Annotated in this window: 23 protein-coding genes; 8 read left to right on the forward strand and 15 right to left on the reverse strand. The window is 67.6% G+C overall.

Features of this window, described 5'->3' with window-relative positions; all coding sequences use genetic code 11:
- Nucleotides 1-487: 487 nt before the first annotated feature.
- Nucleotides 488-1,036: a YceI family protein gene (locus AC1DKN_RS02245; RefSeq protein WP_028278101.1), complete on the reverse strand. Its 549-nt coding sequence runs from the start codon at nt 1,034-1,036 to the stop codon at nt 488-490.
- A 213-nt stretch (nt 1,037-1,249) separates the two neighbouring features.
- Here AC1DKN_RS02245 and AC1DKN_RS02250 point away from each other — a divergent pair, with 213 nt between their 5' ends.
- The 5 genes from AC1DKN_RS02250 to ccsB are packed head-to-tail and all read left to right on the forward strand — an operon-like array spanning nt 1,250 to nt 6,196.
- A complete protein-coding gene (locus AC1DKN_RS02250) occupies nt 1,250-1,915 on the forward strand; it encodes a histidine phosphatase family protein (protein ID WP_243182124.1) in 666 nt (221 codons plus the stop codon).
- 2 nt (nt 1,916-1,917) lie between these two features.
- Nucleotides 1,918-2,538 carry a TlpA family protein disulfide reductase gene (locus tag AC1DKN_RS02255; RefSeq protein ID WP_476870349.1) on the forward strand — a complete coding sequence of 207 codons (621 nt, stop codon included), beginning with the start codon at nt 1,918-1,920 and terminating at the stop codon, nt 2,536-2,538.
- 12 nt (nt 2,539-2,550) lie between these two features.
- Nucleotides 2,551-3,306, forward strand: coding sequence for a cytochrome c biogenesis CcdA family protein (locus AC1DKN_RS02260; protein ID WP_028278104.1), 756 nt, complete (start codon nt 2,551-2,553; stop codon nt 3,304-3,306).
- A complete protein-coding gene (resB, locus tag AC1DKN_RS02265; RefSeq protein WP_476870350.1) occupies nt 3,306-5,078 on the forward strand; it encodes a cytochrome c biogenesis protein ResB in 1,773 nt (590 codons plus the stop codon). The genes AC1DKN_RS02260 and resB overlap by 1 nt, the downstream gene beginning before the upstream one ends.
- A complete protein-coding gene (ccsB, locus tag AC1DKN_RS02270; RefSeq protein WP_459385545.1) occupies nt 5,078-6,196 on the forward strand; it encodes a c-type cytochrome biogenesis protein CcsB in 1,119 nt (372 codons plus the stop codon). Before resB ends, ccsB begins: the two co-directional genes overlap by 1 nt.
- Nucleotides 6,197-7,080: 884 nt before the next feature.
- On the opposite strand, the gene AC1DKN_RS02275 is transcribed toward ccsB, so the two are convergent.
- Both AC1DKN_RS02275 and AC1DKN_RS02280 read right to left on the reverse strand, forming a co-directional pair.
- A complete protein-coding gene (locus tag AC1DKN_RS02275) occupies nt 7,081-8,130 on the reverse strand; it encodes a hypothetical protein (RefSeq protein ID WP_476870351.1) in 1,050 nt (349 codons plus the stop codon).
- 408 nt (nt 8,131-8,538) lie between these two features.
- Nucleotides 8,539-8,967 (reverse strand): PLD nuclease N-terminal domain-containing protein, encoded by a 429-nt coding sequence (locus AC1DKN_RS02280; RefSeq protein ID WP_223913634.1) that lies wholly within the window; start codon nt 8,965-8,967, stop codon nt 8,539-8,541.
- Nucleotides 8,968-9,096: 129 nt separating this feature from the next.
- On the opposite strand from AC1DKN_RS02280, the gene AC1DKN_RS02285 reads away from it, so the two are divergent.
- Nucleotides 9,097-9,420 carry a DUF4229 domain-containing protein gene (locus AC1DKN_RS02285; RefSeq protein WP_018775060.1) on the forward strand — a complete coding sequence of 108 codons (324 nt, stop codon included), beginning with the start codon at nt 9,097-9,099 and terminating at the stop codon, nt 9,418-9,420.
- A 191-nt stretch (nt 9,421-9,611) separates the two neighbouring features.
- Here the strand turns inward: AC1DKN_RS02285 and AC1DKN_RS02290 are convergent, their stop codons facing one another.
- The 6 genes from AC1DKN_RS02290 to AC1DKN_RS02315 form a co-directional block, all read right to left on the reverse strand.
- Nucleotides 9,612-10,493 (reverse strand): 1,4-dihydroxy-2-naphthoate polyprenyltransferase, encoded by an 882-nt coding sequence (locus AC1DKN_RS02290; protein WP_079554823.1) that lies wholly within the window; start codon nt 10,491-10,493, stop codon nt 9,612-9,614.
- A gap of 73 nt (nt 10,494-10,566) precedes the next feature.
- Nucleotides 10,567-11,712 (reverse strand): AMP-binding protein, encoded by a 1,146-nt coding sequence (locus AC1DKN_RS02295; RefSeq protein WP_476870534.1) that lies wholly within the window; start codon nt 11,710-11,712, stop codon nt 10,567-10,569.
- A 23-nt stretch (nt 11,713-11,735) separates the two neighbouring features.
- Entirely contained in the window at nt 11,736-12,704 is a 969-nt protein-coding gene (locus AC1DKN_RS02300; protein ID WP_476870352.1) for a 1,4-dihydroxy-2-naphthoyl-CoA synthase, read from the reverse strand.
- Between the two features lie 21 nt (nt 12,705-12,725).
- Entirely contained in the window at nt 12,726-13,166 is a 441-nt protein-coding gene (locus tag AC1DKN_RS02305) for a VOC family protein (protein WP_476870353.1), read from the reverse strand.
- 39 nt (nt 13,167-13,205) lie between these two features.
- On the reverse strand, nt 13,206-14,435 hold the full coding sequence (locus tag AC1DKN_RS02310; protein ID WP_476870354.1) for a S1C family serine protease: 1,230 nt from the start codon (nt 14,433-14,435) through the stop codon (nt 13,206-13,208).
- A gap of 178 nt (nt 14,436-14,613) precedes the next feature.
- Complete coding sequence (locus AC1DKN_RS02315; protein WP_476850208.1) at nt 14,614-15,375, reverse strand: lysostaphin resistance A-like protein; 762 nt, start codon at nt 15,373-15,375, stop codon at nt 14,614-14,616.
- Between the two features lie 193 nt (nt 15,376-15,568).
- Here AC1DKN_RS02315 and AC1DKN_RS02320 point away from each other — a divergent pair, with 193 nt between their 5' ends.
- On the forward strand, nt 15,569-17,251 hold the full coding sequence (locus AC1DKN_RS02320; protein WP_476870355.1) for an ABC-F family ATP-binding cassette domain-containing protein: 1,683 nt from the start codon (nt 15,569-15,571) through the stop codon (nt 17,249-17,251).
- Nucleotides 17,252-17,520: 269 nt separating this feature from the next.
- A complete protein-coding gene (locus AC1DKN_RS02325; RefSeq protein WP_476870356.1) occupies nt 17,521-18,978 on the forward strand; it encodes an amino acid permease in 1,458 nt (485 codons plus the stop codon).
- 97 nt (nt 18,979-19,075) lie between these two features.
- Here AC1DKN_RS02325 and AC1DKN_RS02330 read toward each other — a convergent pair whose 3' ends face one another.
- From AC1DKN_RS02330 to AC1DKN_RS02355, 6 genes are read right to left on the reverse strand one after another with little or no spacing between them, the layout of a single operon-like run.
- A complete protein-coding gene (locus tag AC1DKN_RS02330; RefSeq protein WP_476870357.1) occupies nt 19,076-19,909 on the reverse strand; it encodes an aldolase/citrate lyase family protein in 834 nt (277 codons plus the stop codon).
- Complete coding sequence (hpaH, locus tag AC1DKN_RS02335) at nt 19,894-20,679, reverse strand: 2-oxo-hept-4-ene-1,7-dioate hydratase (protein ID WP_476870358.1); 786 nt, start codon at nt 20,677-20,679, stop codon at nt 19,894-19,896. Before hpaH ends, AC1DKN_RS02330 begins: the two co-directional genes overlap by 16 nt.
- A gap of 1 nt (nt 20,680) precedes the next feature.
- The gene (gene hpaD / locus AC1DKN_RS02340) at nt 20,681-21,769 is read right to left on the reverse strand and encodes a 3,4-dihydroxyphenylacetate 2,3-dioxygenase (protein WP_028276400.1); all 1,089 of its coding nucleotides are present in this window, start codon (nt 21,767-21,769) and stop codon (nt 20,681-20,683) included.
- A gap of 48 nt (nt 21,770-21,817) precedes the next feature.
- Nucleotides 21,818-23,332, reverse strand: a complete 1,515-nt coding sequence (hpaE, locus tag AC1DKN_RS02345) for a 5-carboxymethyl-2-hydroxymuconate semialdehyde dehydrogenase (protein ID WP_476870359.1) — start codon at nt 23,330-23,332, stop codon at nt 21,818-21,820.
- Nucleotides 23,333-23,388: 56 nt separating this feature from the next.
- Nucleotides 23,389-24,090 carry a GntR family transcriptional regulator gene (locus AC1DKN_RS02350; protein ID WP_026537409.1) on the reverse strand — a complete coding sequence of 234 codons (702 nt, stop codon included), beginning with the start codon at nt 24,088-24,090 and terminating at the stop codon, nt 23,389-23,391.
- Complete coding sequence (locus AC1DKN_RS02355) at nt 24,083-25,588, reverse strand: fumarylacetoacetate hydrolase family protein (RefSeq protein ID WP_476870360.1); 1,506 nt, start codon at nt 25,586-25,588, stop codon at nt 24,083-24,085. Before AC1DKN_RS02355 ends, AC1DKN_RS02350 begins: the two co-directional genes overlap by 8 nt.
- Nucleotides 25,589-25,773 lie beyond the last annotated feature (185 nt).

The following is a 25,773-nucleotide window of genomic DNA, read 5'->3' on the forward strand; positions in this document are numbered from 1 at the left end:
TGGTACCCGGGAGGCGGTGCCTGGTACCCGGGAGGCGGTGCCTGGTACCCGGGAGGCGGTGCCTGGTACCCGGGAGGCGGTGCCTGGTACCCGGGAGGCGGTGCCTGGTACCCGGGAGGCGGTGCCTGGTACCCSGGAGGCGGTGCCTGGTACCCGGGAGGGGGCGGCGGGTTGGCGGGAAGCTGCGGTGGGCCGGCGGGCGGGACGCTGCCCGACGCCGGCGGCTGGGCGCCCGGCTGCTGCGGAGGTACATCACTCGGGTTGCTCATGGCTCTCACTGTAGACCGCCGTTTCCTTGTTATCTAGGGAATCTGCAGCCGCGTCGCGGTGCCCGACGGCGGCGCCCAAGAGGGGCAGGCAGCAGCGGCGAAAAACAACAGCGCCCCGCTTCATCGCGAAGATGAAGCGGGGCGCTGTTGCCGGCTGACCGGCGTCGGCCCTCAGGCGCGGACGGGAGTGACCGGGCCGCGACCGTCCTGGATGCTGGCTACGCTGCGGGAGCGATGAAGGCCAGTTCCAGGTTGATGGCAACCTTGTCGCTGACCAGCACGCCGCCGGCTTCGAGGACGGCGTTCCAGGTCAGCCCGAAGTCCTTGCGGCTGATCGTGGTTTCGGCGCTCAGGCCGGCGCGGGTGTTGCCGAAGGGATCGACGGCCACGCCGTTGAATTCGGTCTCGAGGGCCACGGGGCGGGTGATGCCCTTGATGGTGAGGTCGCCCTGGAGCTCGTAGGCGTCGCCCTTGGGGACGATGGTGTTGGAGACAAAGGAGATCTCCGGGAACGTCTCGACGTCGAAGAAATCTTCGCCGCGGACGTGGCCGTCGCGGTTGGCGTCACCGGAATCGAAGCTTGCGGTCTTGATCGAGGCGTTGACCTTGGAGTCGGTGACGTTCTCGGCGAGGTCCAGGGTGGCGGCAGCGTCGGTGAACTGACCGCGGACCTTGCTGATGCCGGCGTGGCGGACGGTGAAGCCGATCTCGCTGTGCGACGGGTCGAGGGTCCAGGTGCCGGTGGTGACGTTTGCGGGAAGTGCCATGGTGGTTCTCCTTGAGTCGGGTTGGTACTGCGGTGGTTCGTCTGATCGCTAGTTGAAGCATCATTGGTTGAAATCTCAACTAACTGCTTCACCGAGTATAAACATGCATTTGCATCTTTTATTCCAACTCCGGGGAACATTTTTCCAAACTCATCAGTTCTACCTCCCGTAGAAGATTTCAGATCGACCGGCATCTTTGAGAAACTGGTAGACATGCCCCAAGCCACTGTTCATTTGCTCCGCCACGGCGAGGTCCACAATCCCGATGGTGTCCTGTACGGCAGGCTGCCGGAATTCCACCTCTCCGAACTCGGCCGGGAGATGGCCCGCACCCTGGCGGAACACTTCAGGGAGCGGTCCGCGCAAGGGGCCAGGATCGTCCACCTCGCCGCGTCCCCACTGACCCGCGCGCAGGAGACGGCGCAGCCGATCGCCGACGCCCTGGGCCTGGAAATTGCCACCGAATCCCGCATCATCGAGGCCGCCAACTACTTTGAGGGCCTTCGCGTCTCGAAGGCGGAGCTGCTGCGTCCCAAGCACTGGGCCCGGCTGTACAACCCGTTACGACCCTCCTGGGGTGAGCCGTACAAGGAGCAGGCCGCGCGGGTCATCGCGGCCGTCCAGGACGCACGCGTCCGTGCCATCGAGCTGGGCGGCAACGGGGCCGAAGCCATCCTTGTCAGCCACCAGCTGCCCATCTGGGCCACGCGGCTCAGCGCCGAAGGCCGGCCGTTGTGGCACGACCCGCGCAAGCGCGAATGCACCCTGACGTCCCTGACGTCCCTGGTGTTCGACGACGCCGGCGGCCTCGTGCGCGTCGACTACAGCGAGCCCGCTGCCGCCCTGCTGCCCGGTGCCGCCAGCACCCCGGGAGCCTGACCATGGCCGCGAACCGCCGCGAAAACATGCCTTTGTCCCGCCGCAGCGTCCTGACCGCCGGCGGGGCCGCGCTGGCCGCGGTGTTCGGGCTGTCCGGCTGCGCCCAGGACGACGCCCTCGCCAAACAGGCCAAGGCCGGGGACAACAAGAACTACGTGGCCGGCGACGGGTCCGTCACCGAGTTCGCCGTCGCGGACCGCAAGAGTCCCGTGGCGCTCAAGGGGACGCTGTTCGACGGCACGGCCGTCACGTCGGCGGACTTCCCTGGCAAGGTCACCGTGCTGAACTTCTGGTTTGCCGCCTGCGCCCCCTGCCGGGTCGAGGCGCCCTCCCTCGAGGCGCTGAACCAGGAATTCAAGACCAAGGGCGTACAGTTCTTCGGCGTCAACCTGCGCGATGAGAAGGCCACGGCCGACGCGTTCGACAAGACCTTCAACCTGACGTACCCGAGCTTCAATGACAAGGACGGCGCCGTGCTGCTGGCCGTCTCCGGCCTCGTGCCGCCCGGTGCCGTGCCCACCACCCTCGTGCTGGACAAGCAGGGCCGCGTCGCATCCCGGGTCCTGGGCGAAATCCAGCAGGGCACCCTGAAGTCCCTCATCGCCGCCGCCGTGGCCGAGTAGCGGGGCCCCACCGTGAACAGCCCCTTCGCCGAAGCCATCCTGAACGGATCGCTGCTGCTTGCCATTCCCGTCGCGCTGCTGGCCGGACTGGTCTCTTTCCTCTCGCCCTGCGTCCTCCCGCTGGTGCCCGGATACCTGGGCTACGTCACGGGACTGACCGGCGTCGACCTGCAGAAGCAAAGGCGCGGGCGCATGCTGGCCGGCATCGGGCTGTTCGTCCTGGGCTTCTCCGTGATCTTCGTGCTGCTCGGCGGCGCCTTCGGGCAGCTGGGCAGCTTCATCACGGGCTCGCAGAACATGTGGATCACCCAGCTGCTGGGCGTCCTGGTGATCGTCATGGGCGTGGTGTTCATGGGCGGCTTCGGCTGGCTCCAGCGCGATGCCAAGATCCATGCCAAACCCCCGGCCGGTCTCTGGGGCGCGCCCTTGCTGGGCATCACCTTCGGGCTGGGCTGGGCACCGTGCATCGGTCCGACGTATTCGGCCGTCCAGCTCCTTAGCCTCTCCGGCGGCTCCTCGGCGGCCAAGGGGGCGTTCCTGGCGTTCGTCTACAGCCTTGGGCTGGGAATCCCGTTCCTGCTGATCGCCCTGGCCGTGCGCCGCGGCATTGGCGTGATGTCCTTCTTCCGCAACCACCGGCTCGCCATCCAGCGCACTGGCGGCGGCATCCTGATCCTGCTTGGGATCCTGATGGCGAGCGGTGTGTGGGGCACCTGGGTCTCCGGGTTGCAGTACTGGTTCCAAACCGATGTGAATTTGCCAATCTGATGAGCGAGCGCGTGAACGAAAAGAAGAAGTCCCCGAAGCCCGAGGCCGTCCTGCCCACGCTGGGTCCGTTGGGCATGCTCCGGTGGGCGTGGACGCAGCTGACCAGCATGCGCACAGCCCTGTTCCTGCTCTTGCTGCTGGCCGTCGCCGCCGTGCCCGGCTCGCTGTTTCCGCAGCGCCCGGCCAACCCGGCGATTGTCACGCAGTACATCAAGGACCACCCGGACTACGGTTCGATCCTGGACTCGGTGCAGCTCTACGACGTCTACTCCTCGGCCTGGTTTTCCGCGATCTACATCCTGCTGTTCGTCTCGCTGATTGGCTGCGTGATCCCGCGCGCCATCGCGCACTACAAAGCGATGCGCTCCCAGCCCCCGCGCACCCCCGCCCGCCTGTCCAGGCTCCCCGAATACGGCACCCTGGTGATTCCGGCCGACGCCGGGATCCCGGCGTCGGCCGCCATCACCGACGCCGCCGAGCTGCTGAAAAAGCGCGGCTACCGCGTCGACGTGCGGGACCGCGACGGCGCCCGCCCGTCCTTGGGTGCCGAGCGCGGCTTCCTGAAGGAAGTCGGCAACCTCGTCTTTCACACCGCGCTGATCGGAGTGCTGGTTTCGGTGGCGGCCGGCGGCCTCTTCGGCTACAGCGGGCAGCGCATCCTGGTGGAGGGCGACACGTTCGTCAACACCCTCGTCGGCTACGACCAGTTCACCCCTGGTACCAATTTCCAGAGCAGCCAGCTGCAGCCCTATTCGGTCCAGCTGGACAAGTTCGACATCACCTTCGACCGTGAATCGAAGGGCAAGTTCGGTCAGCCCATCGACTTCACCGCCGCCGTGACCACGAAGGAAAACCCGGACGCACCCGCCAAGAAGGAGGTGCTCAAGGTCAACGACCCCCTCAGCCTCGGCGGCACCAGCGTGTACCTCACCGGCAACGGCTACGCTCCCGTCGTCACGATTCGCGACGGCGCGGGCAATGTTGCCATGCAGGGACCCGTGGTGGCCAAGCTCCAGGGCGAGAACTACTACTCCTCCGTGGTGATCAAGGTTCCGGACGCAAAACCCGAACAGCTCGCCTTCGCCGGGTTCTTCCTGCCGACGGCGTTTGTCACCGACAAGGGCGTGTCCTTCAGCGGTGATCCGGAGCTCATCAACCCGCAGCTGACCCTGAATTCCTACTTCGGCGACCTCGGCCTGGACGCGGGCTCCCCGCAGAACGTCTTCGAGCTCGACGTCAAGAAACTGACGCCGCTCAACGCCCGCAACCTGGACACCAAGGGCATCGTTTTGGCGCCCGGGAGCAGCTACACGCTGCCGAACGGCAAAGGTTCCATCAGCTTCGACGGCGTCAAGCGCTACATCGGCGTGGACATCCACCACAACCCCGGCCAGCTGTACGCCCTGATCTTCGCGCTCCTGGCCGTGGCCGGGCTTGTGACCTCGCTCTATGTGAACCGCCGCCGTGTTTGGGTCCGCACCGGCACCCACGAGGACGGCCGCACCATGGTGGAGTATGGTCTCCTGGCCCGCGGTGAGGACCACCGCCTGGCCGGGGAGGCCGCGGCAATCCGGAAACTCCTTTCCGACGATTGGCTGTTGGGCGATGACGCCGCGACCGGCTCCCAGCCCGCTCCCAGCGCAACAGCGGATAATGACCGGGCGGATACTGCCGCGAATGGTGCCAGCGGCACGCACGCCGCTCCTGAACAACCCGCAGAAGACTTCATCCAGTCAACAGCCGGCTCTTCCGAGTCGAAGAAGGATCAGTAATGCCGTTCTCGATCAACGAAACCATGGGCCAGTACAGCGAGCTGTTCATGCTACTGGCCGCGGGCACGTACACGGTGGCGTTCATCGCCTTCGCCTGGGACCTGGCCAAGAGCAGCAAGACGCTGCGCGCGGTGGATCTCAAGGCCGCGGAGCTCTCCGGCGCGGCGGCCGAGGCCAATGCCGCGCGCGTTCCCGTGGGCGTCGGTGCGGGAGCCGCCGGAGCCGACGTCGCCCGCTCCGATGCGGACGTCAGCGGCCCGGCAGGCCGTGCCGAGCGTCCGACGTCGGCCACGTCCCGCCCCGGCACCGCCGCAGGCGCGGGCCAGACCGCCGACGGCAGCATGCGCTACGCCGGCGAGCGGCGTGCCCCCGCCCGCGTCGCCGTCGCGCTGACCGTCCTCGGCGCCGCGATTCATGCGGCCGGCGTGATCACCCGCGCGCTCGGTGCCGGCCGGGTGCCGTGGGGCAACATGTACGAATTCCTCACCACGGGCGCGTTCGTGGCCGTGGCCGTCTTCCTGCTGGTGCTGATCCGCCGCGACCTGCGCTTCCTGGGCACGTTCGTGATCGGCCTGGCCATCATCATGCTGGTTGCCGCCTCCATCGCCTTCTGGACCCCCGTGGGCCACCTCGTGCCGGCGCTCCAGAGCTACTGGCTGATCATCCACGTTTCCATCGCGGTAATGTCCTCGGCCCTGTTCACCCTGACCTTCGCGATGTCCGCGCTGCAGCTCGTGCAGTCGCACCGGCAGAAGACTATCGCCGCCGGCGGAGCCGACAAGCTCGGGTTCATGCGCCTGGTCCCGAACGCCCTGAGCCTGGAGAACCTGTCCTACCGCATCAACGCGATCGCGTTCGTCGGCTGGACGTTTACGCTCATGTTCGGCGCCATCTGGGCGGAGAAAGCCTGGGGCCGGTTCTGGGGCTGGGACACGAAGGAAGTCTGGACGTTCGTGATCTGGGTGGTCTACGCCGGATACCTGCACGCCCGCGCCACCCGCGGCTGGACCGGAACCCGTGCTGCCTGGCTGTCGATCGTCGGCTACCTGTGCGTGGTCTTCAACTTCACGATCGTGAACCAGTTCTTCAACGGCCTGCATTCCTATTCGGGACTGTAAGCCGCACCCCGGTCCATAACCGCACCCCGGTCCATAACCGCACCCGGGCCGGGTGCTTCCGGGTCCTTCCGGGACTGTGTGGGCCCGCGCTCTCACGATTTGCCACAGATGGCCGCTAAGCCGATGCGCTTAGCGGCCATTCGTGTCAGATCGGTGCGCTGCACGGCGGTTGGGGCGGTGCGGCATGGCATGAGGGTGCCAGGGTGCGTCTGCCTCGGCCGCGGGCTTGGGACTGCGCGTCTGGGCGCGGGCCCGGAGGGGGGGCTGCGCGGGCCCGCCCCAATCGATTTGGCACAGATGGCTGCTAAGCCGATGCGCTTAGCGGCCATCTGTGTCAGGTGGGCGCGGTTGTTGTGAGGGGTTGCGGGTACGGCGTGGCGTGGCGGGCATCTGTGTGCTGGCAGCTGGGCGTGGCTGCGGGCCTCGGGCGGGTGCTTCCGGGGCTGCGCGGGCCCGCCCCATCGATTCGCCGCAGATGGCCGCTCAGCCCATGCGCTTAGCGGCCATTCGTGTCAGATCGGTGCGCCGCACGGTGGTTGGGGCGGTGCGGCATGGCATGAGGGTGCCAGGGTGCGTCTGCCTCGGCCGCGAGCTTGGGACGGCGCGTCTGAGCGCGGGCCCGGAGGGGGCTGCGTGGGCCCGCCCCCATCGGTTCGCCACAGATGGCCGCTCAGCTGATGCGCTTAGCGGCCATTCGTGTCAGATCGGTGCGCCGCACGGGGGTTGGGCAGCGTGGCATGGAATGAGGGTGCCAGGGTGCGGCTGCCGCGGCCGCGGGCTGGGGCCGGGCGACTGGGCGCGGGCCCGGAGGTGGCTGCGCGGGCCCGCGCTCCGTCGGTTCGCCACAGATGGCCGCTAACTCCCGCGCTTAGCGGCCATTCGCGTCAGATTGGTGCGCTGCACGGGGGTTGGGCAGCGCGGCATGGCATGGGGGGTGTCAGGGTGCGTCTTGCCTCCGCCGCGAGCTTGGGACGGCGCGTCTGGGCACGGTGACGTTGCCCGGGCTTCGGGCCCGGGCCGGGAGTCCAGCCGCGCTCCATCAGCGCCGCACGCACGCGGGTAACGGCGGCAGGCTCCATCCCAGGGCCGGGCGGGGTCAAGTGCCATTGGGTCAATACGACCACGCGCCACCCGGCGTCTCTCGCGTTCTCATCCCGGAAGATGTCGCTGCGACGCTGGGCCGGACTGGCGTGATGCCCGCCGTCGTACTGAATCGCGATCTTTTCTTCTTCGTAGGAGAGGTCCGGGTCCTGGATCCAGCCGCCGGTCTCATCGAACATGGGCACGTTGATTGCGGGTTCGGGCAGGCCATGCCGAATCAGGAGCAGCCGGAGTTCGGTCTCCTTGGGGGAGTCCGTGTCGGCGCGTATCAGGGACCGGGCCTGCATAGCCCGCCGGTAGCCCGCCCTGCCTTGCTTCAAGGCGAGGAACGCGTCCAGCTCCTGGATCGTGGTCAATGGATTTCTCCGCCGCAGCAGGAAGTCCCCGGCGATCACCAAGTCATCGAGGCCTAGTATGCCTGCGAGATCGAACCACGTCCGCAGTGGGGAGGTGCAGCTAACCCTCACCCCAGCTACGATCTCCTCCGGTTCGAGTGCCTGCTGATGGCCCACCACATTCTTATGCCGCACCGCCCGCTGGCCCGGCCGACTCGTCAGATGGATGACAGCCAGGTTCTCCAAGGCCTGCGGCAGGGGAAATCCCCACAGCACTGCCGCTGACAGGTGGCTCACGATTGCGCCCGTCACGGCCGTCAGGGCATGCACACGTTTCACCAAACTGTCCGGGGTGGCGGCGGTCGCGCGCACCCCGTAACAGGGGCTGACGAGATCCCTGGCCCGGGTCCGTCGTCGCCCCACCCCGGCAGTGCGGGCCTCGGCCACGGTGAAGGGCTGGTTTCGAAGATGCGGGGGGAGCTCACTGGGCGGGCGCATACGGGCATTCTGCGCCCGCGCCGATGGGGCTTGGAGGTTATCCACAGCGCGGGCAGGGTGTGGGGGAGAAGTGGGCGGTGTGGGCAGCCAGGCACGGGCGCGGATGCGTGGCGGCCGTTTGCCGGAGGTGGCCGCTTGGAGCGTGGGATTCCGGCCATCTGCGGCGAACGGCCGCAGATGGATGCCCGGGATGCCCGGGGTGACGGGGGACGGCCGGAGATGGGAAGGGGCGTCTGAGCCCGGTGCGCGGACGCAATGGCCCGAGGCGGTGTGGGCAGCAGGGGCGGGCGCGGATGCGTGGCGGCCGTTTGCCGGAGGTGGCCGCTTGGAGCGTGGGATTCCGGCCATCTGGGGCGAACGGCCGCAGATGGATGCACGGAACGGTGCTACTGGACTGCTACGTGATTGTTACTTGACCTCATCGGTGCCCGGCGTTCCGGCGTCGCCGGGTTCGTGGGCACCGCCGGCGCCTTCGCTGCCGCCGGCTTCCGCGTTGCCGGCGTCGTTCTTGCGGTCCTTGGCGTCGAGTTCTTCCTTGAGCTTCTTGAGCCTGTCTGCCTCGGCCTGGTTGCGGTGGCGGATCTCAAGGTTGCGCAGGAATTCAGGGTCGTCATCGGGCGCTACCGGGTGGCTGTAGGCGACCGGTGCGGTGTCCGTGGCGCGGGGGCGTCCCATGAGAAACCACAGCGTGGCGCCGACCACGGGGAGGAGGACCTGCACGAAAATCCAGGCGGTCTTGGAGATGCCCCTGGTCAGCCGCGCGTCAGTGCGGATGAGGTCCACCAGTCCATAGACAAACACGGCCAGTATGACGATCGGAACCACTACACGGAGCATACCTTCAGTCTAGCCGTCGGGCGCCTCGACGGCGCCGGTCACTATGCCCGGGTGCAGGCTGCCGGCACCGCGGACGAGGGGAGCGGGATGGCCGAAGCAGCGCGCCGTCCTGGCGGCTAAACTTGAGGCGTGGCTTTCCTCAAATACACCCTTATTCGACTGGCGCTGTTTGCGCCCTTGTTTGCGCTCTTTCTCTACCTGCAGCTGGGGGTGCTCCTGGCCGCCCTGTGCGCCGGAATGATGTCCTTCGCCGTCAGCTTCCTGTTCTTCCAGAAGCAGCGCGACGCGGCCACCGCGACGCTCCACCACCGGTTCTCGGGCAAGGCCAAGCCGATGCGCAGCGCAGGAGAGGTGGCCGACGCCGAGGCGGAAGACCGCCTCGTGGACGAGAACCCCGACATTGCCGTCCGCACGGACAACCGCCCCAAAGATTCCCGGCAACCGGGGGCCTGAGCCCCCGGGCTGGTCCCCTGAAGCCCTGGAAGCCCCTGGAAGCCCCTGGAAGCCCCGGGAAGCCGCGGCCCTGAGCCCCTGGGCTGGTCCCCTGAAGCCCTGGAAGCCCTGGAAGCCCTGGAAGCCCTGGAAGCCCTTGGAAGCCCCTGCAGCCCCGGGAAGCCCCGGGACCGCGGCCCTGAGCCCGCGGCTTAGAAGCCGTGGCTAAGGACGAGTCCGAGTGAAAACAGCGCGGCGAAGCCGAGGTTGATTAGTCCGGTCTGCTTCAGGACCGGGATCAGGCTCTTGCGGCGCCGCCCGGCGATCATCAGCCAGGACGGCATGAGGCTGGCGGGGATCAGCAGGAGCACGATCAGCATCCAGGGCCGGGCGGGGGCCAGGACGATGACCAGCAGGATCGCGACGGCCAGCATCAGCACATAGCTTTCGCGCGCATGCTTGTCCCCGAGCCGCACGGCCAGGGTCTTCTTCCCCGCCTTCCTGTCGGTCGGGATGTCGCGGACGTTGTTGGCCATCAGCAGGGCGCACGCGATCAGCCCCGTGCCGATCGCCCCAATGATCGCGGCCAGGCTCAGCTGCCCCGCCTGCGTGTACGTGGTGCCCAGCGTTGCGACGAGGCCGAAGAACACAAACACGAAGACGTCGCCCAGGCCGAGATAGCCGTACGGGTTCTTGCCGCCGGTATAACCCCAGGCGGCCAGCACGCAGCCGACGCCGACCAGGATCAGCCACCAGGCCTGCGTGATGATCACGAGGATCAGGCCGAACAGCATCGCCAGCCCGAAGGCTGCGAACGCGGCCCGTTTGACGTGCTCCGGGCTGGCCGCCCCCGAGCCCACCAGCCGGAGCGGACCCACCCGGTCCTCATCCGTGCCCCGGATCCCGTCCGAGTAGTCGTTGGCGTAGTTGACGCCGATCTGCAGGAGCAGGGCGACCAGGGCGGCCAGCACGGCGTTCAGCAGGATGAACGAATCCATCTCGTAGGCGGCTGCGCTGCCGATCAGCACCGGTGCGATTGCGGCCGGCAGGGTGCGCAGTCGGGCGCCTTGGATCCATTGTGCGGCTGTGGCCACGGTCAGTACCTCGTTGGTTGGTTGAATGCTCGTTGGTGGTTTGAGTTGCCGGCCGGAAGCCGGAAGCGCTTGTCTATTTTCCCTGATGGAGAGCGTCCAGCCGGACCGTCATGCCCAGCCGGTCCGGTTTCCCGTTGGGCAGCATGAGCAGTTCCGCGGCGGGCAGCACGGTTTTCGGGGCCAGTGCGCCCAGCGACGGTGCCCAGGTCTGGTTCCGGCGGTCGGCGAACGCCGCCAGCCCTTCCGGGGAACTGTCGGCCACTGCGACGTACGCGGCCAGGGCGTGGCCCCACTCCGCGGACGGCACACCGGCGACAAAAGCCGCCCGCACGCCGTCGAGCTTTTCCAGCTCAGCCTGGACATGGGCGGCGGAAACTTTGACGCCGCCGGTGATGACGACGTCGTCGGCCCGGCCGAGCACGGTGAGCCGGCCGTCGGCGTCCAGTTCACCGAGGTCATTGGTCCGGTACCAGCGGACGCCGTCCGCTTCGATGAACGCCGCTGCCGAGAGCTCTGGGGCCTGAAGATAGCCGGCGGCAATGGTTGCCCCGCCCAGCAGGATGCGGCCGTCGTCCTCCACCCTGACCAGGACGTCCTCGAGCGGGAAGCCGTCGTACACGCACCCGCCGCAGGTCTCGGACGAGCCGTAGGTAGTCACCACCCGCACGCCGGCGTCCCGGGCCGCGTCGAGCAGCTCCGCGGACGCGGGTCCGCCGCCGAGCAGGATGGCGTTGAAGCGCCGCAGCACCGCCAGCGTCTCGGCCGAGGGTGCGTCCAGCAGGCGCTGGAGCTGGGTGGGCACCAGCGAGGTGAAACGGAGCTTGTCCGTGAGCTCCAGCGCCGCGGCGGTGAAGGCCTCCGGCGTAAAACCGCCGGAGAGGTCCATGGCCCACGGGCGGGTCCCGGCAAAAAGCGAGCGGACCAGCACCTGGGCGCCGGCCACATACTGGACGGGAAGGGCCAGCAGCCACTGGCCCTCGCCCTTGAGTGCAAAGGCGGTCGCCACAGACGAGGCCGCCAGGGCATCGACGGTCAGGACGGTCGCCTTCGGCGTGCCGGTGGACCCGGAGGTCCGGACCACGACGGCCGCGTCCTCGATGCCGGCCGTGTCAGGGAACCCCAGCACCGGCGAGCCGTCCGGCCCGGCGGAGAGTTCGACGGCGGGTCCCTCGCCGTGGAGGGCAGCAGCCAGCGCCTTGAGCGCAGGCTCGATGTTCATGGCTCCGGAAGTCACAGCGCGCCTTAGAAGTAGTACGGGAAAGCGGACCAGTCGGGATCGCGCTTCTCGAGGAAGGCTTCCTTGCCCTCCACGGCCTCGTCCGTCATGTACGCCAGACGGGTCGCCTCGCCGGCGAAGACCTGCTGGCCGGCCAGGCCGTCGTCGGCGAGGTTGAACGCGAACTTGAGCATGCGGATGGCCTGCGGGGACTGCCGGGCAATGTCAGCGGCGTACTCCAGGGCGACCTCCTCGAGGCGTCCATGGTCCACGGCCTCGTTCACGGCGCCCATCCGGACCATGTCCTCGGCCGAATATTCACGGGCCAGGAAGAAGATTTCCCGGGCGGACTTCTGGCCGATCTGGCGGGCCAGGAGGGCCGAGCCGTAGCCGGCGTCGAAGCTTCCCACGGTGGCGTCGGTCTGCTTGAACTTGCCGTGCTCGCGGGAGGCGATGGTGAGGTCCGAGACCACGTGGAGGGAGTGCCCGCCGCCGGCTGCCCAGCCGTTGACGACGGCGATGACCACCTTGGGCATGGTGCGCATGAGCCGCTGGACTTCCAGGATGTGCAGCCGGCCGGCGCGGGCGGGATCGATGGATTCCTTGGTCTCGCCGTCATCTGAGTTTTGTACTACGTACCGGTACCCGTCGCGGCCGCGGATCCTCTGGTCCCCGCCCGAGCAGAACGAGTGGCCGCCGTCCTTGGGGGAGGGGCCGTTGCCGGTGAGCAGGACTGTGGCCACGTCCGGGGTCATCCGGGCATGGTCCATGGCGCGGTAGAGCTCGTCCACGGTGCCGGGCCGGAAGGCATTGCGGACCTCGGGGCGGTCGAAGGCGATGCGGACGGTGGGCAGGTCCCGGACCACCTCCCCGTCGGCGGAGCGCTCCACCTGCCGGTGGTAGGTCATGTCCTGGAAGTCGTCGAAACCGGACACGGTGCGCCACCGGGAGGGGTCAAAGACGTCGGATACCTTGGCGGGGATTTCGTTGCTCACAGTCCGAGTCTAGTAATCGCGTCAGCTGATGCAGAACTCGTTGCCTTCCGGGTCCGCCATGGTGTGCCAGGAATGCGGTCCCTGACTGGCAGACCAGAGGAACGTGGCGCCGCGCGCTTCAAGGGCGGCCCGCACGGCGTCCTTGTCCCCTCCCGCGAGCCGCACGTCCCAATGGACCCGGTTCTTGACCGTCTTTTCCTCCGGGACAATCTGGAACAAAACGCGGTGGGCGGGCGCCTTGGCGTCGAGTTCCTCGGGCGGCCGGATCGCGGCACCCTCGCGCCACACGAGCTTGCCCCGGTGCGTGGTGGTCTCCGCCTCCGTCGCGAAGCCCTGCTCGATCATGGAGTGGATGAAAACCTCATCCTGCGGCTCCACGGCCCATTCCAGGGTTTCGGCCCACCAGTCGGCGAGCTCGTGCGGGTTTTTGCAGTCGACGACTATCTGGATTTTCAGTGTCATGGGAAGAACCTACGACGTCGCGGCCCGCGGCGGTAGGGTTCAGGCGCCGCAAGGCACCGGAGGCCCTTGCGGCGTAAGGGAGTCCGCGATCCGCCAGATCGATCCATCCCAGGTCATCAGGTAGTCGAGCTTCCATTCCGAGCAGGACTGCCCGTCGGGCCCGTGCTGCGCGTCCTGAACGGTCCTCAGCCGGACGGACGCCGTGAGATCGGGTCCGGCAGCGGATACGTCCTCGACCTCCAGCGTGCGCCAGAAAGACGAGCCGAGCCCCTCCCGCCATGTCTCGAGTCCACCCATCCGGTCCTGCATCTCGGGTGTCAGTATGGCGAACGCGAGGTCGTATGCGCCGCGGTTGATGGACTGGCCATGAAATACCAGGCTCTGGGTGATGTTGGCGGCCTGCGGGTGATCGGAATTCACCGTAACGTCTATCGCGCTGGTGTCTGCCGGTGCCGGCAGGCCGCAGCTTGTAGGGGACAGCGAAGTGGTGCGGTTCTTCCAGCTCTCGACGGCGAGGACAGCCTTGCGGGCATCCACAGCGAAGGCCGTGCCTTCGGCACTGTAGATGCCTTCGCTGCCTGCACCGAAAACCCAGGCCCGCTTGGAGCTCACGACTCCTGCCACCTTGCCGTCCATGGTCAGCAGCGGGCCGCCGCTGTTTCCAGGATTGATGGCGGCGTCGGTCTGGATCAGGTTGCTGACCGTCCTTGTGCCGATTGTCTGCTCCCGGTTCAGTCCGCTGACGCGTCCCGCGGTGAAGGTCAGGTCGGCGTCCAGGGGAAAGCCCAGCGCCGCCACGTCTTCGCCCAGTGCCGGGGGAGCGCTGACGAAGTCGAAGATGTGGCCGCTGACCGGGCGGGCGGTGCGCAAAAGAGCAAGGTCGGCCGCCTCATCAATACCGAGTACCTGCGCGCTCGAGATCTCTGTTCCGAGGCTGATGCTGATGGCGGCTTGGTCCTTCACGACGTGTGCGGCGGTGACGATGAGGTCATTCTCGATGAGGAAACCGGTACCGACGCCGCCTGCGTCGCACAGCGTGACGTTGATCTTTGCTACTCCGGAGCGGACACTCGCGACGGTGCCGGCCCACCCGCCCGGCTGTCGGCTTCCGGTAGCGACCGGGTCGGGTGCCGTGACGGCCGCCTGGCTGGTTGGCGGCGGGGTCGCCGGCGCTGCAGACGTGGCCGTTGGTGTGGCCGGTGCAGCCGGTGCAGTCGGTGCGGCGCCGGGAAGGGACACGCAGCCGCTCAGCGCGAGAAGTGTCGTCATCGCCGCAGCTGCCGGGAGTGCGAACATTCGGTGGGCGTGGGCTTTCATGGCAGTCCTCCCCAATACAAGGTTGCCGCTCCAGCCCTCCCAAACCATAGCGAAGTGCCCTCAAGATAACGCATGCGCCGGCGAACAACCAGAGGGGAGCCGGGTGCCATGCGCCGCCGCGCTGCTTCGGTTACCCCTGCACTTGCTGCAGCTGTTCGAGCACCTCGGGCGGAATGGCGTAGATGAAGACGACCGCCAGGAGGTTCTTGGAGGCGTGGACGAAGTAGGAGAACATCACGTTCTTCCCGGTCCAGACGTACACGAACACCAGGACGGCGCCCATGGCAAGGTACGGCATCAGCACCTGCAGGGTCATTTGCTCCTGGCCCACGATGTGCAGGGCCGCGAAGAGCACCACGGACATGATGCAGCAGACCCAGAGGTTGACCCGGCGGCTCAGTTTGCCGATCAGCAAATGGCGGAAAATGTACTCCTCGACGAACGGGCCGACCAACACCAGCAGGGGGACCATGAGCCAGACCGGGACCTGCTGCATGAGCGCCTGAAGGCCCGCCTGGTTGGCGGAGGTCTGCACAGGTCCGCTGAGGGCCACGAGAACCGCGGTGAGAATGAGCATCGCCACGACGGTCAGCGGCACCATGAGGGCCGTGAACCAGGGCCTTGTGGCAAGGACGCGGAGATCACGGACCGCAACATGCCGCGCGGCGGTCAGGGCAAGGACGCCGACCGTTGCGTAGAAGATCAGGTTCACCGCGTAGGACGCCACCGCAGGATTGGGCGATATCTGCAGCAGCAGCGGCTCCAGCAGGCTGCCCGCCACGGCGAATAGACCGGCCACGGCAACATACAGTCCAACAGTGATGAAATCCAGCCGGGAGAACCGGTAAAGCTCCGGCTGCGGCGCGGGTGGTGTACGGAGAGCTGTGCCCATGCCCCCAGCCTAGTGCCGAGGCAGGAGGACGCGGTCCAGCTGATCCCCGGCGCCATCGCAGACCTGACGCCCGACGGCGGCACCCGCCTCAGTGCCCAGGGCCCTAGGGCCTCAGTGCCCAGTGGCGGCCGGCGGTGCCATACTGAGGACGCAAGCCGCCGTCGGGCAGGCTGGCACCTACTGCGAGGACTCCTTGAGCGAACATCTCCGCCTTTCGGGCGTATCCCACGGCTATGGGGACCGCCAGCTCTTTGCCGGCGTCGACGTTGCCATCACGGCCGGTGAACATGTGGCGATCGTCGGCGAAAACGGCGCGGGCAAATCCACACTGCTGCGGATCCTGGCCGGTTTTGAGGCCCCGGACGAGGGCACGTCCGTCAGCCACGGCCGCGTGGGCTACCTTGCCCAGACCCACGGCCTGCCGGAGCTGTTCACTGTCAGCGACGCGATCGACGCCGCACTGGAATCGCTCCGCGCGCTGGAGGCCGAGCTGGACCGTCTGGAGGACGGGCTGGCCGGCGCGGAAGCTGACGAACTGGAGCGCTACGGAAACCTGCAGACGCAGTACCAGCTCCGGGAAGGCTACGCCGCGGAATCCCGGGTGGAAGCGGCGCTGGACAGGCTCGGCCTGGGCGGGCTGGACCGGATGCGGACGCTGGGCTCGCTCTCCGGCGGGGAACAGGAACGGGTGGCACTGGCCTGCGTTCTCGCCGATCCCGCGGACATTTTGCTCCTGGACGAACCCACCAACCACCTGGACGCCAGCGGTACGGCCTGGCTGGAGGCGCGGCTGGCCGCGCACCGCGGCACGGTGGTGGTGGTCTCCCACGACCGCGTGCTGCTGCGCAAAGTGGCCTCAACCGTGATTGAGGTCGATGCCGAGCGCCGGTCGGTCAACCGGTATGGGAACGGTTACGAAGGCTACCTGCGGGAGAAGGCTGCCGAGCGCCAGCGCTGGGCACAGCAGTACCACGGGTGGCTGGACGCGATGGCGGCCGAACGGCTCCAGGCGGACACGGTTGCCGGCAAGATGGGCTACGCCCGCCAGCGCGACGGCGACAAGATGGGGTTCGACTTCAAGGCCGGCAGGTGGCAGAAGGCGGCCACCAGCAAGGTCCGCAACGCCCAGGAGCGTCTGCGCCGGCTGGAGGCAAACCCGATTGACCGTCCCCCAGTACCCCTGAAACTGGCAACGGATCTGCGGGCGGACGTGGCCGAAGGCCCGGCGCTCGAGGCGAAGGGGGTCGCGGTGCCCGGCCGGCTGGAACCCACGGATTTCCGGGTGGAAGCCGGCCAGAAGATCCTCATTACGGGCCCCAACGGTGCCGGGAAGTCCACGCTGCTCTCCGTCCTCGCCGGCACGTTGGAACCGGCCCAGGGCAAAGTGGTGAGGCACGGCCGGATCGGCTATCTGCAGCAGGAGTTGGAACTCCCGCAGCGCCCGGGACTGCGGCTCCTGCCCGCCTTTGCCGCGGGCCTGGGCGGCAATGTCGATGAGCACGCCGAGGCGCTGCTGCGCCTGGGGCTCTTCCGGACCAGCGAATTCCACGTGCCGGTGGGCAGCCTATCCGCGGGGCAGCAACGCAGGCTGGCGCTGGCCCGGCTCCTGCTGGGCGGCTTCGGGACGATGCTGGTGGATGAGCCCACCAACCACCTGGCGCCCGTGCTGGTGGAACAGCTTGAAGCGGCCCTGTCCGAGTTCGCAGGGACACTGGTCATGGTCAGCCACGACCGCGCGCTGGGTGAGTGGTTCAGCACCTGCGCCCGGCGAGGAACGAGCCGAGAAACAAGGCACGGCGCCAGGCAGGAAACCGGGCACGGAAACGGCGCCGGTAACTGGCTCCGGTACTCGATGCGCGACGGCGCCCTGGCGTAGCAGAACGATTCGCCGGAGCCTGCGCGGACCAAATAGAACATTATTCGGCTATTTGGCAGATTTGGTGTCATTAATTAGGCATAGCGCCTGACTGCTGTTGCCCGCGTCACGGCCGGTCCGGGAATTCCAGTACGATGGATGAGCCGCGCGAGGGTTTGACTCCTTGTGAGGTTCGGTACATCTTGCTGTCCCACCGGGCAGAAACCCGAATGGAATGTAACCGAATCCCGGTCCCGTCCCGGCCATAATCCGACCTACAAGGAACCGTTGTGCCATCAATTACCCCCACAGAACTCCAGAGCGCGCCCGCGGAATCCGCCGTCGACTCGACCCTCAGCGCCGAGGGCTATAAGAAGACCCTGAGCGGGCGCCACGTGACGATGATCTCGATGGGCGGCGCAATCGGCGTCGGCCTGTTCATGGGCGCCGGCGGACGCCTGGCCTCCACGGGCCCGGCGCTGATCTTCTCCTACGCCATCGCCGGCGTGATCGCCTACCTGCTCATGCGGGCGCTGGGCGAGCTCATCATGTACCGCCAGACCTCGGGCTCCTTCGTCAGCTACGCCGGCGAAATGTTCGGCAAGAAGGGCGCCTTCCTCTCCGGCTGGATGTACTTCATCAACTGGGGCATGACCGGGATCGCCGAACTGATCGCGATCGGCCTGTACTTCCAGTTCTTCTTTCCCAACGTGCCCGTGGAAGCCTCGGCGATTGCCGCCCTCGCGCTGCTCGTGGCCGTCAACCTGCTCAGCGTCAAGGCGTTCGGCGAGTTTGAATTCTGGGCTTCCTGCCTCAAGGTCGGCGCCATCCTGATCTTCCTGGCCGTCGGCACCTTTATGGTGGTCACCAACGCCAAGGTCGGCACGGGCCACGCCTCAGTCGCCAACCTCTTCGCCGACGACGGCGGAATGTTCCCCAAGGGCGCCCTGGTGATGGTCCTCGTGCTCAACGCCGTGATCTTCGCCTACAACGGCATCGAACTCGTCGGTATCACCGCCGGCGAGATGCAGAACGCCAAGCGCGAAGTGCCCAAGGCGATCCGCGCCGTCGTACTGCGCATTGTGGTGTTCTACGTCGGTTCCGTGCTGCTGCTGGCCATGCTGCTGCCCTCGGACCAGTACAAGGCCGGCGTGTCCCCGTTCGTCACCGTGTTTGGCCAGATGGGCCTCGGCTGGGTGGGCGACGTGATGAACATGATCGTCATCACCGCCGCACTGTCCTCCTGCAACTCGGGCCTGTACTCGATCGGCCGTGTCTTCCGCACCATGGCCAACAACGGGCACGCCCCGCAGTGGCTCACCAGGATGTCCAAGCGCCACGTGCCGTACGCGGCCATCCTGGCGATCGCCGCCTTCTACCTCGTGGGCATCCTGCTGAACATCTGGCTCGGCGGCTCGCACGCCTTCGACCTCGCGCTGAACACCGCCTCGATCGGCGTGATCTTCACGTGGGGCGCCATCTTCGCCAGCCAGATCGCGCTGCGCCACCAGAAGGGCCGCGTCTCCAGCCTGCCCATGCCGGGCTCGCCGTGGACCAGCTGGGCCGGGCTGGTCGCGCTGCTGGCCATCACCGTGCTGATCGGCTTCGACACCATGACCAGCAAGACCGGCGAGGTCTTCCACCTGGGCCTGTGGACCCTGGCGACCGTCCCGTTCTTCGCCCTGGTGCTGTGGCTGGGCTGGCAGAAGGTCAAGGACAACGCGCCCAAGAGCGAGCTCTACAGCTAGGACCCACCGGTCCCGGCACGCAGAAATGCGACGGCGGCAGCCACCTGGCAAGGTGGCTGCCGCCGTCGCGTTTAACCGCGCATAATGCGGAGAGCCTTCAGTAGCTGGCGGGGGTGCCGCCGGGCTCAGCCACCGCGTCCGGTGGGATGAAGTCGGCGGCGAGGGCCTCGGAGCCGCGGGCCAGGATGGACACGTCGGCCCCCACCAGAACGAACGCCGCGCCGGCGGCCATGTAGCCGCGGGCCGTTGACGGGTTGAAGGCGTTCACGCCGGCAGGCTTCCCGGCCGCTGTGGCGGCGGCAAGGCAGTGTTCGACGGCGGCGCGCACCCGTGGGTGTTCCTGCTGGCCCAACAGGCCCATGGAGGCGGCGAGGTCGGAGGGCCCCAGGAAGATCGCGTCCACGCCCTCCACCGCCAGGATGTTCTCCACAGCGGCAACCGCGGCTTCGGATTCAATCTGGACCGTGACGCTGACGGTCTCGGAGGCGCGGGCGAGATAGTCGGGGATCCGGTTCCAGCGGGCGGCCCGGGCAAGGGCCGAGCCCACCCCGCGGACGCCGTGTGGCGGGTAGCGGGTGGCGGCCACGGCGGCCTCCGCCTCGGCTGCCGAGTTCACCATGGGGATCAGCAGGTTCTGGACGCCCAGGTCCAGGTACTGCTTGATGAGCACCGTGTCATTCACGGGCGGCCGGACCACCGGATGGACCGGGTAGCCGTGCACGGCCTGCAGTTGGGCCAGGACGGATTCGAGGCCGTTCGGGCTGTGCTCGGCGTCGATCAGGAGCCAGTCCAGACCGGACCCGGCGCAGATTTCGGCCACGAGCGGGCTGCCGGAGCAGACCCACATCCCGGCCAGGGGACGGCCGGCAGGGCCGGTTTGGGTGCGCAGGGCGTGCTTGAAGGTGGCGTCGGGTTCTACTCGAAGCGGCATGTCACAACTCCCAGGGGTCCGTAGTCGGCGTGCACGGTGTCACCCTTGTAGACCCAGAGGGGCCGGGTGAAGGATCCGGCGAGGATGATGTCGCCCGCTTTCATGCCGTCACCGTGGGCGGCGATCTTGTTGGCCAGCCAGTGCACGCCGTTGGCCGGGTGGTCCAGGACGCCGGCGGCCACGCCGGTTTCCTCCACGGTCTGGTTCTTGTAGAGGATGGCGGAGACCCAGCGCAGGTCCACGGCGTCGGGACGCACGGGGTTGCCGCCGATCACCATGGCGCCCATCGCCGCGTTGTCCGCGATGGTGTCCACGATGGTCCGTCCCTCCATTTCGATCCGGGAGTCCAGGATCTCCAGGGCCGGGACCACGTAGTCCGTGGCGTTCAGGACGTCGAAGATGGTGCAGCCGGGACCGGCGAGGTCCTTCTTCAACACGAACGCGAGCTCCACCTCCACCCGGGGATGGGTGTACCGGTCCCAGTCCACGGAGCAGCCGGTTTCCAGCACCATGTCATCGAAGATCGCGCCGTAGTCCGGCTCGGTGATGCCGGTGGCGGCCTGCATCGCCTTGGACGTGAGGCCGATCTTGCGGCCCACGAGGGTCCGTCCGGCGTCCTCGTTGCGGCGCCGCCACAGCCGCTGGACTGCGTAGGAGTCCTCCACCGTCATCCCCGGGTAACGGGTGGTCAGGCGGGGGACCGGAGTACGGCTGCGGCCGGCTTCCAGCAGTTCGTCTGCGATGGCCTCGATCGTCGCGGGATCAAGCACGCTAAACCTGCGCCCCGAGCTTGAAGCCCGTCGCTTCTCCGGCGGAGCCGTCCTCTTCCTTGCGGGTGTAGGAGAAGCCGTCGGCGCCCACGGTCACGGCCATCTCGCTCTTTTCCTCACGGACGATCACGGGCTGCGGGTTGCCGTCGAGGTCCAGGACCAGGGAGGCCTCGGTGTACCAGGAGGGGACCACGGGGTTGCCCCACCAGTCGCGGCGCTGGTTGTCGTGAACGTCCCAGGTGATGGTGGGGTTGTCCGGGTCGCCGGTGTAGTAGTCCTGGGTGTAGATCTCGATGCGGTGGCCGTCCGGGTCCAGGATGTAGAGGTAGAAGGCGTTGGAGACGCCGTGCCTGCCGGGGCCGCGTTCGATCCGGTCCGAGATGCGCAGGGCGCCCATCTTGTCGCAGATCTGGATGATGTTGTGCTTCTCGTGCGTGGCGAAGGCAATGTGGTGCAGCCGCGGGCCGTTGCCGCCGGTCAGGGCGGTGTCGTGCACGGTCTGCTTGCGGTGCATCCACGCGGCGTACGTGACGCCGTCGGAGTCCTTGATGTCCTCGGAGACGCGGAAGCCCAGGTCCTCGAGGTACGCCCGGCCGCGCGGGACGTCCGGGGTGACCTGGTTGAAGTGGTCCAGCCGGACCAGTTCGCCGGCGGAGTAGAGGTCGTAGCGCTGCGTAAGACGCTCGACGTGTTCGGTCTCGTAGAAGAATTCGTAGGGGAAGCCCAGCGGATCCTCGACGCGGACGGCGTCGCCGATGCCCTTGGTGAAGCCTTCCTTGCGGCGCTCGGTGCGGCAGCCAAGTTCCTTGTAGTAGGCCTCGGCCGCGTCCACCTCGGCCGGCGACTTCACCCGGTAGGCGAAGGCGGCCGCAGCGGCCACGGGACCCTTGCGGAGCACCAGGTTGTGGTGGATGAACTCCTCGAGGGAGCGCAGGTAGATGGTGTTCTCGTCTTCCTCGGTGACGTGCAGGCCCAGCAGGTCCACATAGAACTGGCGGGACTTGGCGAGGTCCGTGACCACGAGTTCCAGGTAGGCGCAGCGGACGATGTCGGGGGCCGGGACAGTGGGGGTGGGGACGAAGTTGGTCATGGTGCTCTCTCTTCTTTGAAAGGGGTCTGGGTGGCGCCGGCGGGAAACTTAGGCGCCGAATTTGGGCGTATGGACGGTGCCCAGGGTGATGTGGACGGCCTGCTGGTCGGTGTAGAAGTCGATCGAGCGGTACCCGCCCTCGTGGCCCAGGCCCGAGGCCTTGACGCCGCCGAACGGGGTGCGGAGGTCGCGGACATTGTGGCTGTTGAGCCAGACCATGCCGGCCTCGACGTTTTGGGAGAAGTTGTGCGCCCGGGTCAGGTTCTGGGTCCAGATGTACGCCGCGAGCCCGTACCTGGTGTTGTTCGCCAGGGCGAGGGCTTCCTCGTCGGTATCAAACGGTGTGATGGCGACGACGGGGCCGAAGATCTCCTCCTGGAAGATCCGCGCGTCCGGGGCGACGTCGGCGAACACAGTGGGTGCGATGTAGTTGCCCTCGGGCAGGTGGTCGGGACGGCCGCCGCCCGCCAGGAGCCGGCCCTCGGACTTTCCGATTTCCACGTAGGAGGCCACCTTGGCGTAGTGCTCCGGGTGGACCAGCGCGCCGACCTCGGTCTTGGGGTCGTGCGGGTCACCGACCACGATGTTCCTGGCCCGGGCGGCGTACTTGTCGCAGAATTCCTCATACACGGCGCGCTCCACCAGGATCCGGGAGCCGGCGGTGCAGCGCTCGCCGTTGAGCGAGAAGACGCCGAACAGGGCGGAGTCGATCGCGGCGTCGAGGTCGGCGTCGGCGAACACGACGCACGGTGACTTGCCGCCGAGCTCCATGGAGAGGCCCTTGAGGTTGGCCGCGGCGTTGCGGAAGATCGTCTGGCCGGTGGTGGTCTCGCCGGTGAAGGAGATCAGCGGGACGTCCGGGTGCTTCACGAGGGCGTCGCCGGCTTCCTCGCCGAGGCCGTTGACCAGGTTGAACACGCCGTCGGGGAGCCCGGCGTCCTTGAAGATCGTCGCCCAGAGCGAGGCCGAGAGCGGGGTGAATTCGGCCGGCTTGAGGACCACGGTGTTGCCGGTGGCCAGGGCCGGGGCGAGTTTCCAGGACTCGAGCATGAACGGGGTGTTCCACGGCGTGATGAGCCCGGCGACGCCGATCGGCTTGCGGTTGACGTAGTTGATCTGGGCGCCGGGGACCTTCATGGCGTCGTCGAACTGGGCCACGATCAGGTCCGCGAAGAAGCGGAAGTTCTCGGCCGCGCGCAGCGCCTGGCCCTTGGCCTGGGTGATGGGCAGGCCGGTGTCGAAGGTTTCGAGCTCGGCCAGGCGGGCCTCCTGGGCTTCGACGGCGTCGGCGATCCTGTTCAGGACCCGGGCCCGCTCGCGCGGCTTCATCTTCGGCCACGGGCCGTTGGTGAACGCCTCGCGGGCCGCGGCGACGGCGAGGTCGATGTCTTCCTTCTGGCCGGCGGCGGCGGTGGCGTAGTTGGTGTTGGACACCGGGTCCAGGACATCGAAGGTCGCCCCGCCCACCGAATCAACGAATTCGCCGTTGATGTAGTGCTGGATGTGGTTGGGAAGGCCCTGCGGAACGTAGTGGGCGGTGGTTTCTGCGGCAGCAAACGTCATTGTTTTTCCTTACTGATAGTGCAACGCGGGGTCACTTACGGCCCATGCCGGGCGCCTTAATGGGCGCTAAGTGACCCCGCGTTGGTTTGGGCGAGGTACGCGTCCAGGGTGGCGCTGCGGTGGCGGCGGGCGGCCTTTTCGATGTCATCCGGGCTGGCGCCGGATTCGATGAGCTGCAGCAGCGCCTCGTGCTCGTCGACAGATTCGTGGGCCCGGCCCGGGACGAAGCGGAACGTGGAGGAGCGCAGTGACGCCAGCCGGTTCCAGCCCCGGTGGACGAGGTCCAGGATGTGCGGGTTGGGGCAGTGCTCGAACAGGACGCTGTGGAAGTCCTGGTTCAGCCGGGTGAACCGGACGGGGTCGAAGTGCTGCAGGCATTCGCGCATCTCGGCGTTGACTGCCCGGGCGCGGGCCACGTCCGCCGCCCCGATCAGCGGGGCCGAGAGTGCCGTTGCGGCGCCCTCAACGATGCTGAGGGTCTGCATCGTGTAGAGGTATTCGGTGGGGTCGATCCCGGACACAGTGGCGCCGACATTCCGCTCGAACTTGACCAGGCCCTCGGCCTCGAGCCGGCGGATCGCTTCGCGGACCGGCACCACGCTGACGCCCAGGTCCTCGGCGATCTTGGCCAGCACCAGCCGGTAGCCGGGGGAGTAGGTCCCGTCCACGATCCGGGCCTTGACGGCCGCATAGGCCTGCTCGGATTTGCTGCCGGAGGTCGCGGCCGGCGTGGCTGCGGCCCTGGCTGTCTCAGTCATGGGCCTTGCCTGCTTCCCATTCCTGGTACCGGGTCCGCCAGGCGGCGTTGAGCGGGTAGAGACCGTCCACGCTGTGGCCCTGCTGCACCATCTCGGCGATGAAGGTTTCCTCGCGTTCCTGCGCGATGGAGTCGTCCGCGAGCTCGTCGGCGAGGGCCGGCGGGATCACCAGGATCCCGTCGGCGTCCGCGACGATGATGTCCCCGGGCTGCACGGTGGTGCCGCCACAGGCGATGGTGATGTCCGTGTCCCACGGGATGTGCCGGCGGCCCAGGACGGCCGGGTGCGGGTTGGCATAGTACGTAGGCATGTCCATGGCGGCCACGGCGGTGAAGTCGCGCACGCCGCCGTCGGTGATGATGGCGGCGGCGCCGCGGACCTGGGCGCGCAGGGCCAGGATGTCGCCGATCGTGCCGGTGCCCTTTTCGCCGCGGGCTTCCATCACCAGGATCTCGCCCTCGTTGACGGAATCGATGGCCTTCTTCTGCGCGTTGAAGCCGCCGCCGTGGGTCGTGAACAGGTCCTCGCGGTTGGGCACGTAGCGCAGGGTCCGGGCCAGGCCCACGATCCGCCGCTCCGGGCGGGTGGAGGACAGGCCGTCGATGCTGACGTTGTTCAGGCCGCGCTTGCGTAGCTGGGAGGACAGGGTGGCCGTGCAGACGGACTCCAGTTTGGCCTTCAGTTCCGGGGACAGGCCCGGCATCCCTGACAGCTGGGCGGCGGCGAGGCCGGCCGCTTCACGGGAACCGTAGGCTTCCTCCCGCTGGAGATCATCGGTCTTGGGCCGGGCGCCGAAGTCCGCGAACGGCGTCGTGCCTTCCTCCACCCGGGTGACCAGCCGGCCGGTGGTGAGCCCGCCGCCGGCGGCGCCTCCCGTCGTCGCGCTGACTTCCACCTCGACGACGTCGCCCGGCGTGGCCACCGACGCCCCGGCAGGGGTGCCGGTGAGGATGATGTCGCCCTCTTCGAGGGTGAGCAGCTGGGACAGGTCGGCCACGAGCCGGGCGAACGGGAAGAGCAGGTCCACGGTGGTGTCGTCCTGGACCAGTTCACCGTTGTGCCACGTGCGGATCCGCAGTTTGGCGGGGTCGACGGCGTCTGCCGCGATCAGGCCCGGGCCCACGGGTGTGAAGCCGTCGCCGCCCTTGGAGCGGAGGTTGGAGCCCTTGTCCGCGTAGCGGAGGTCGTAGACGCCGAGGTCGTTGCTGGCGGTGACCCATTCGACATGGCTCCACGCGTCCTCGAGGCCCACGCGGCGGGCGGTCTTGCCGATGATCAGGGCGATCTCGCCCTCGTAGCCGAGGAGTTCGCAGCCGGCCGGGCGCTCCACGGTTGAAGGCGCTGATGCAGAACCGAGAGCCAGCGACGAGGACGGCTTCAGGAAGTAGGAGGGCTGCTCGGGTGTGCGGCCGCGCTGGGCTGCCCGGCTGGGGTAGTTGATATGCACCGCGATGACCTTGCGGGCCGCGGCCAGGATGTGGTCGGTGACCTGTTCCAAGTGTTACTCCTCATCGAGTACGAAATCGTATACGAAACACTATGGCCCGGAAGCCGGGGAGCGTCAACCCCTTGCGCGGGGATGTTTGCCGGGGCATTTGCCGGGGCCTGTGGGGACACTTGTAACCTGCGTCATATCTGACGTACAGTTTTGGATCAGGGACCGAAATTCTATTATCGAACGTC

This window comes from Arthrobacter sp. 01N444, assembly GCF_056399305.1.

What these genes read in the sequence shown, in the direction of transcription:
- AC1DKN_RS02255 (WP_476870349.1), top strand. Translation starts at nt 1,918, where the DNA reads ATGGCCGCGAACCGCCGCGAAAACATGCCTTTGTCCCGCCGCAGCGTC.
- hpaE (WP_476870359.1), bottom strand. Translation starts at nt 23,332, where the DNA reads ATGACGTTTGCTGCCGCAGAAACCACCGCCCACTACGTTCCGCAGGGC.
- AC1DKN_RS02280 (WP_223913634.1), bottom strand. Translation starts at nt 8,967, where the DNA reads ATGCTCCGTGTAGTGGTTCCGATCGTCATACTGGCCGTGTTTGTCTAT.
- AC1DKN_RS02245 (WP_028278101.1), bottom strand. Translation starts at nt 1,036, where the DNA reads ATGGCACTTCCCGCAAACGTCACCACCGGCACCTGGACCCTCGACCCG.
- AC1DKN_RS02295 (WP_476870534.1), bottom strand. Translation starts at nt 11,712, where the DNA reads ATGAACATCGAGCCTGCGCTCAAGGCGCTGGCTGCTGCCCTCCACGGC.
- hpaD (WP_028276400.1), bottom strand. Translation starts at nt 21,769, where the DNA reads ATGACCAACTTCGTCCCCACCCCCACTGTCCCGGCCCCCGACATCGTC.
- AC1DKN_RS02275 (WP_476870351.1), bottom strand. Translation starts at nt 8,130, where the DNA reads ATGCGCCCGCCCAGTGAGCTCCCCCCGCATCTTCGAAACCAGCCCTTC.
- resB (WP_476870350.1), top strand. Translation starts at nt 3,306, where the DNA reads ATGAGCGAGCGCGTGAACGAAAAGAAGAAGTCCCCGAAGCCCGAGGCC.
- ccsB (WP_459385545.1), top strand. Translation starts at nt 5,078, where the DNA reads ATGCCGTTCTCGATCAACGAAACCATGGGCCAGTACAGCGAGCTGTTC.
- AC1DKN_RS02310 (WP_476870354.1), bottom strand. Translation starts at nt 14,435, where the DNA reads ATGACGACACTTCTCGCGCTGAGCGGCTGCGTGTCCCTTCCCGGCGCC.
- AC1DKN_RS02315 (WP_476850208.1), bottom strand. Translation starts at nt 15,375, where the DNA reads ATGGGCACAGCTCTCCGTACACCACCCGCGCCGCAGCCGGAGCTTTAC.
- AC1DKN_RS02250 (WP_243182124.1), top strand. Translation starts at nt 1,250, where the DNA reads ATGCCCCAAGCCACTGTTCATTTGCTCCGCCACGGCGAGGTCCACAAT.
- AC1DKN_RS02305 (WP_476870353.1), bottom strand. Translation starts at nt 13,166, where the DNA reads ATGACACTGAAAATCCAGATAGTCGTCGACTGCAAAAACCCGCACGAG.
- AC1DKN_RS02350 (WP_026537409.1), bottom strand. Translation starts at nt 24,090, where the DNA reads ATGACTGAGACAGCCAGGGCCGCAGCCACGCCGGCCGCGACCTCCGGC.
- AC1DKN_RS02330 (WP_476870357.1), bottom strand. Translation starts at nt 19,909, where the DNA reads ATGCCGCTTCGAGTAGAACCCGACGCCACCTTCAAGCACGCCCTGCGC.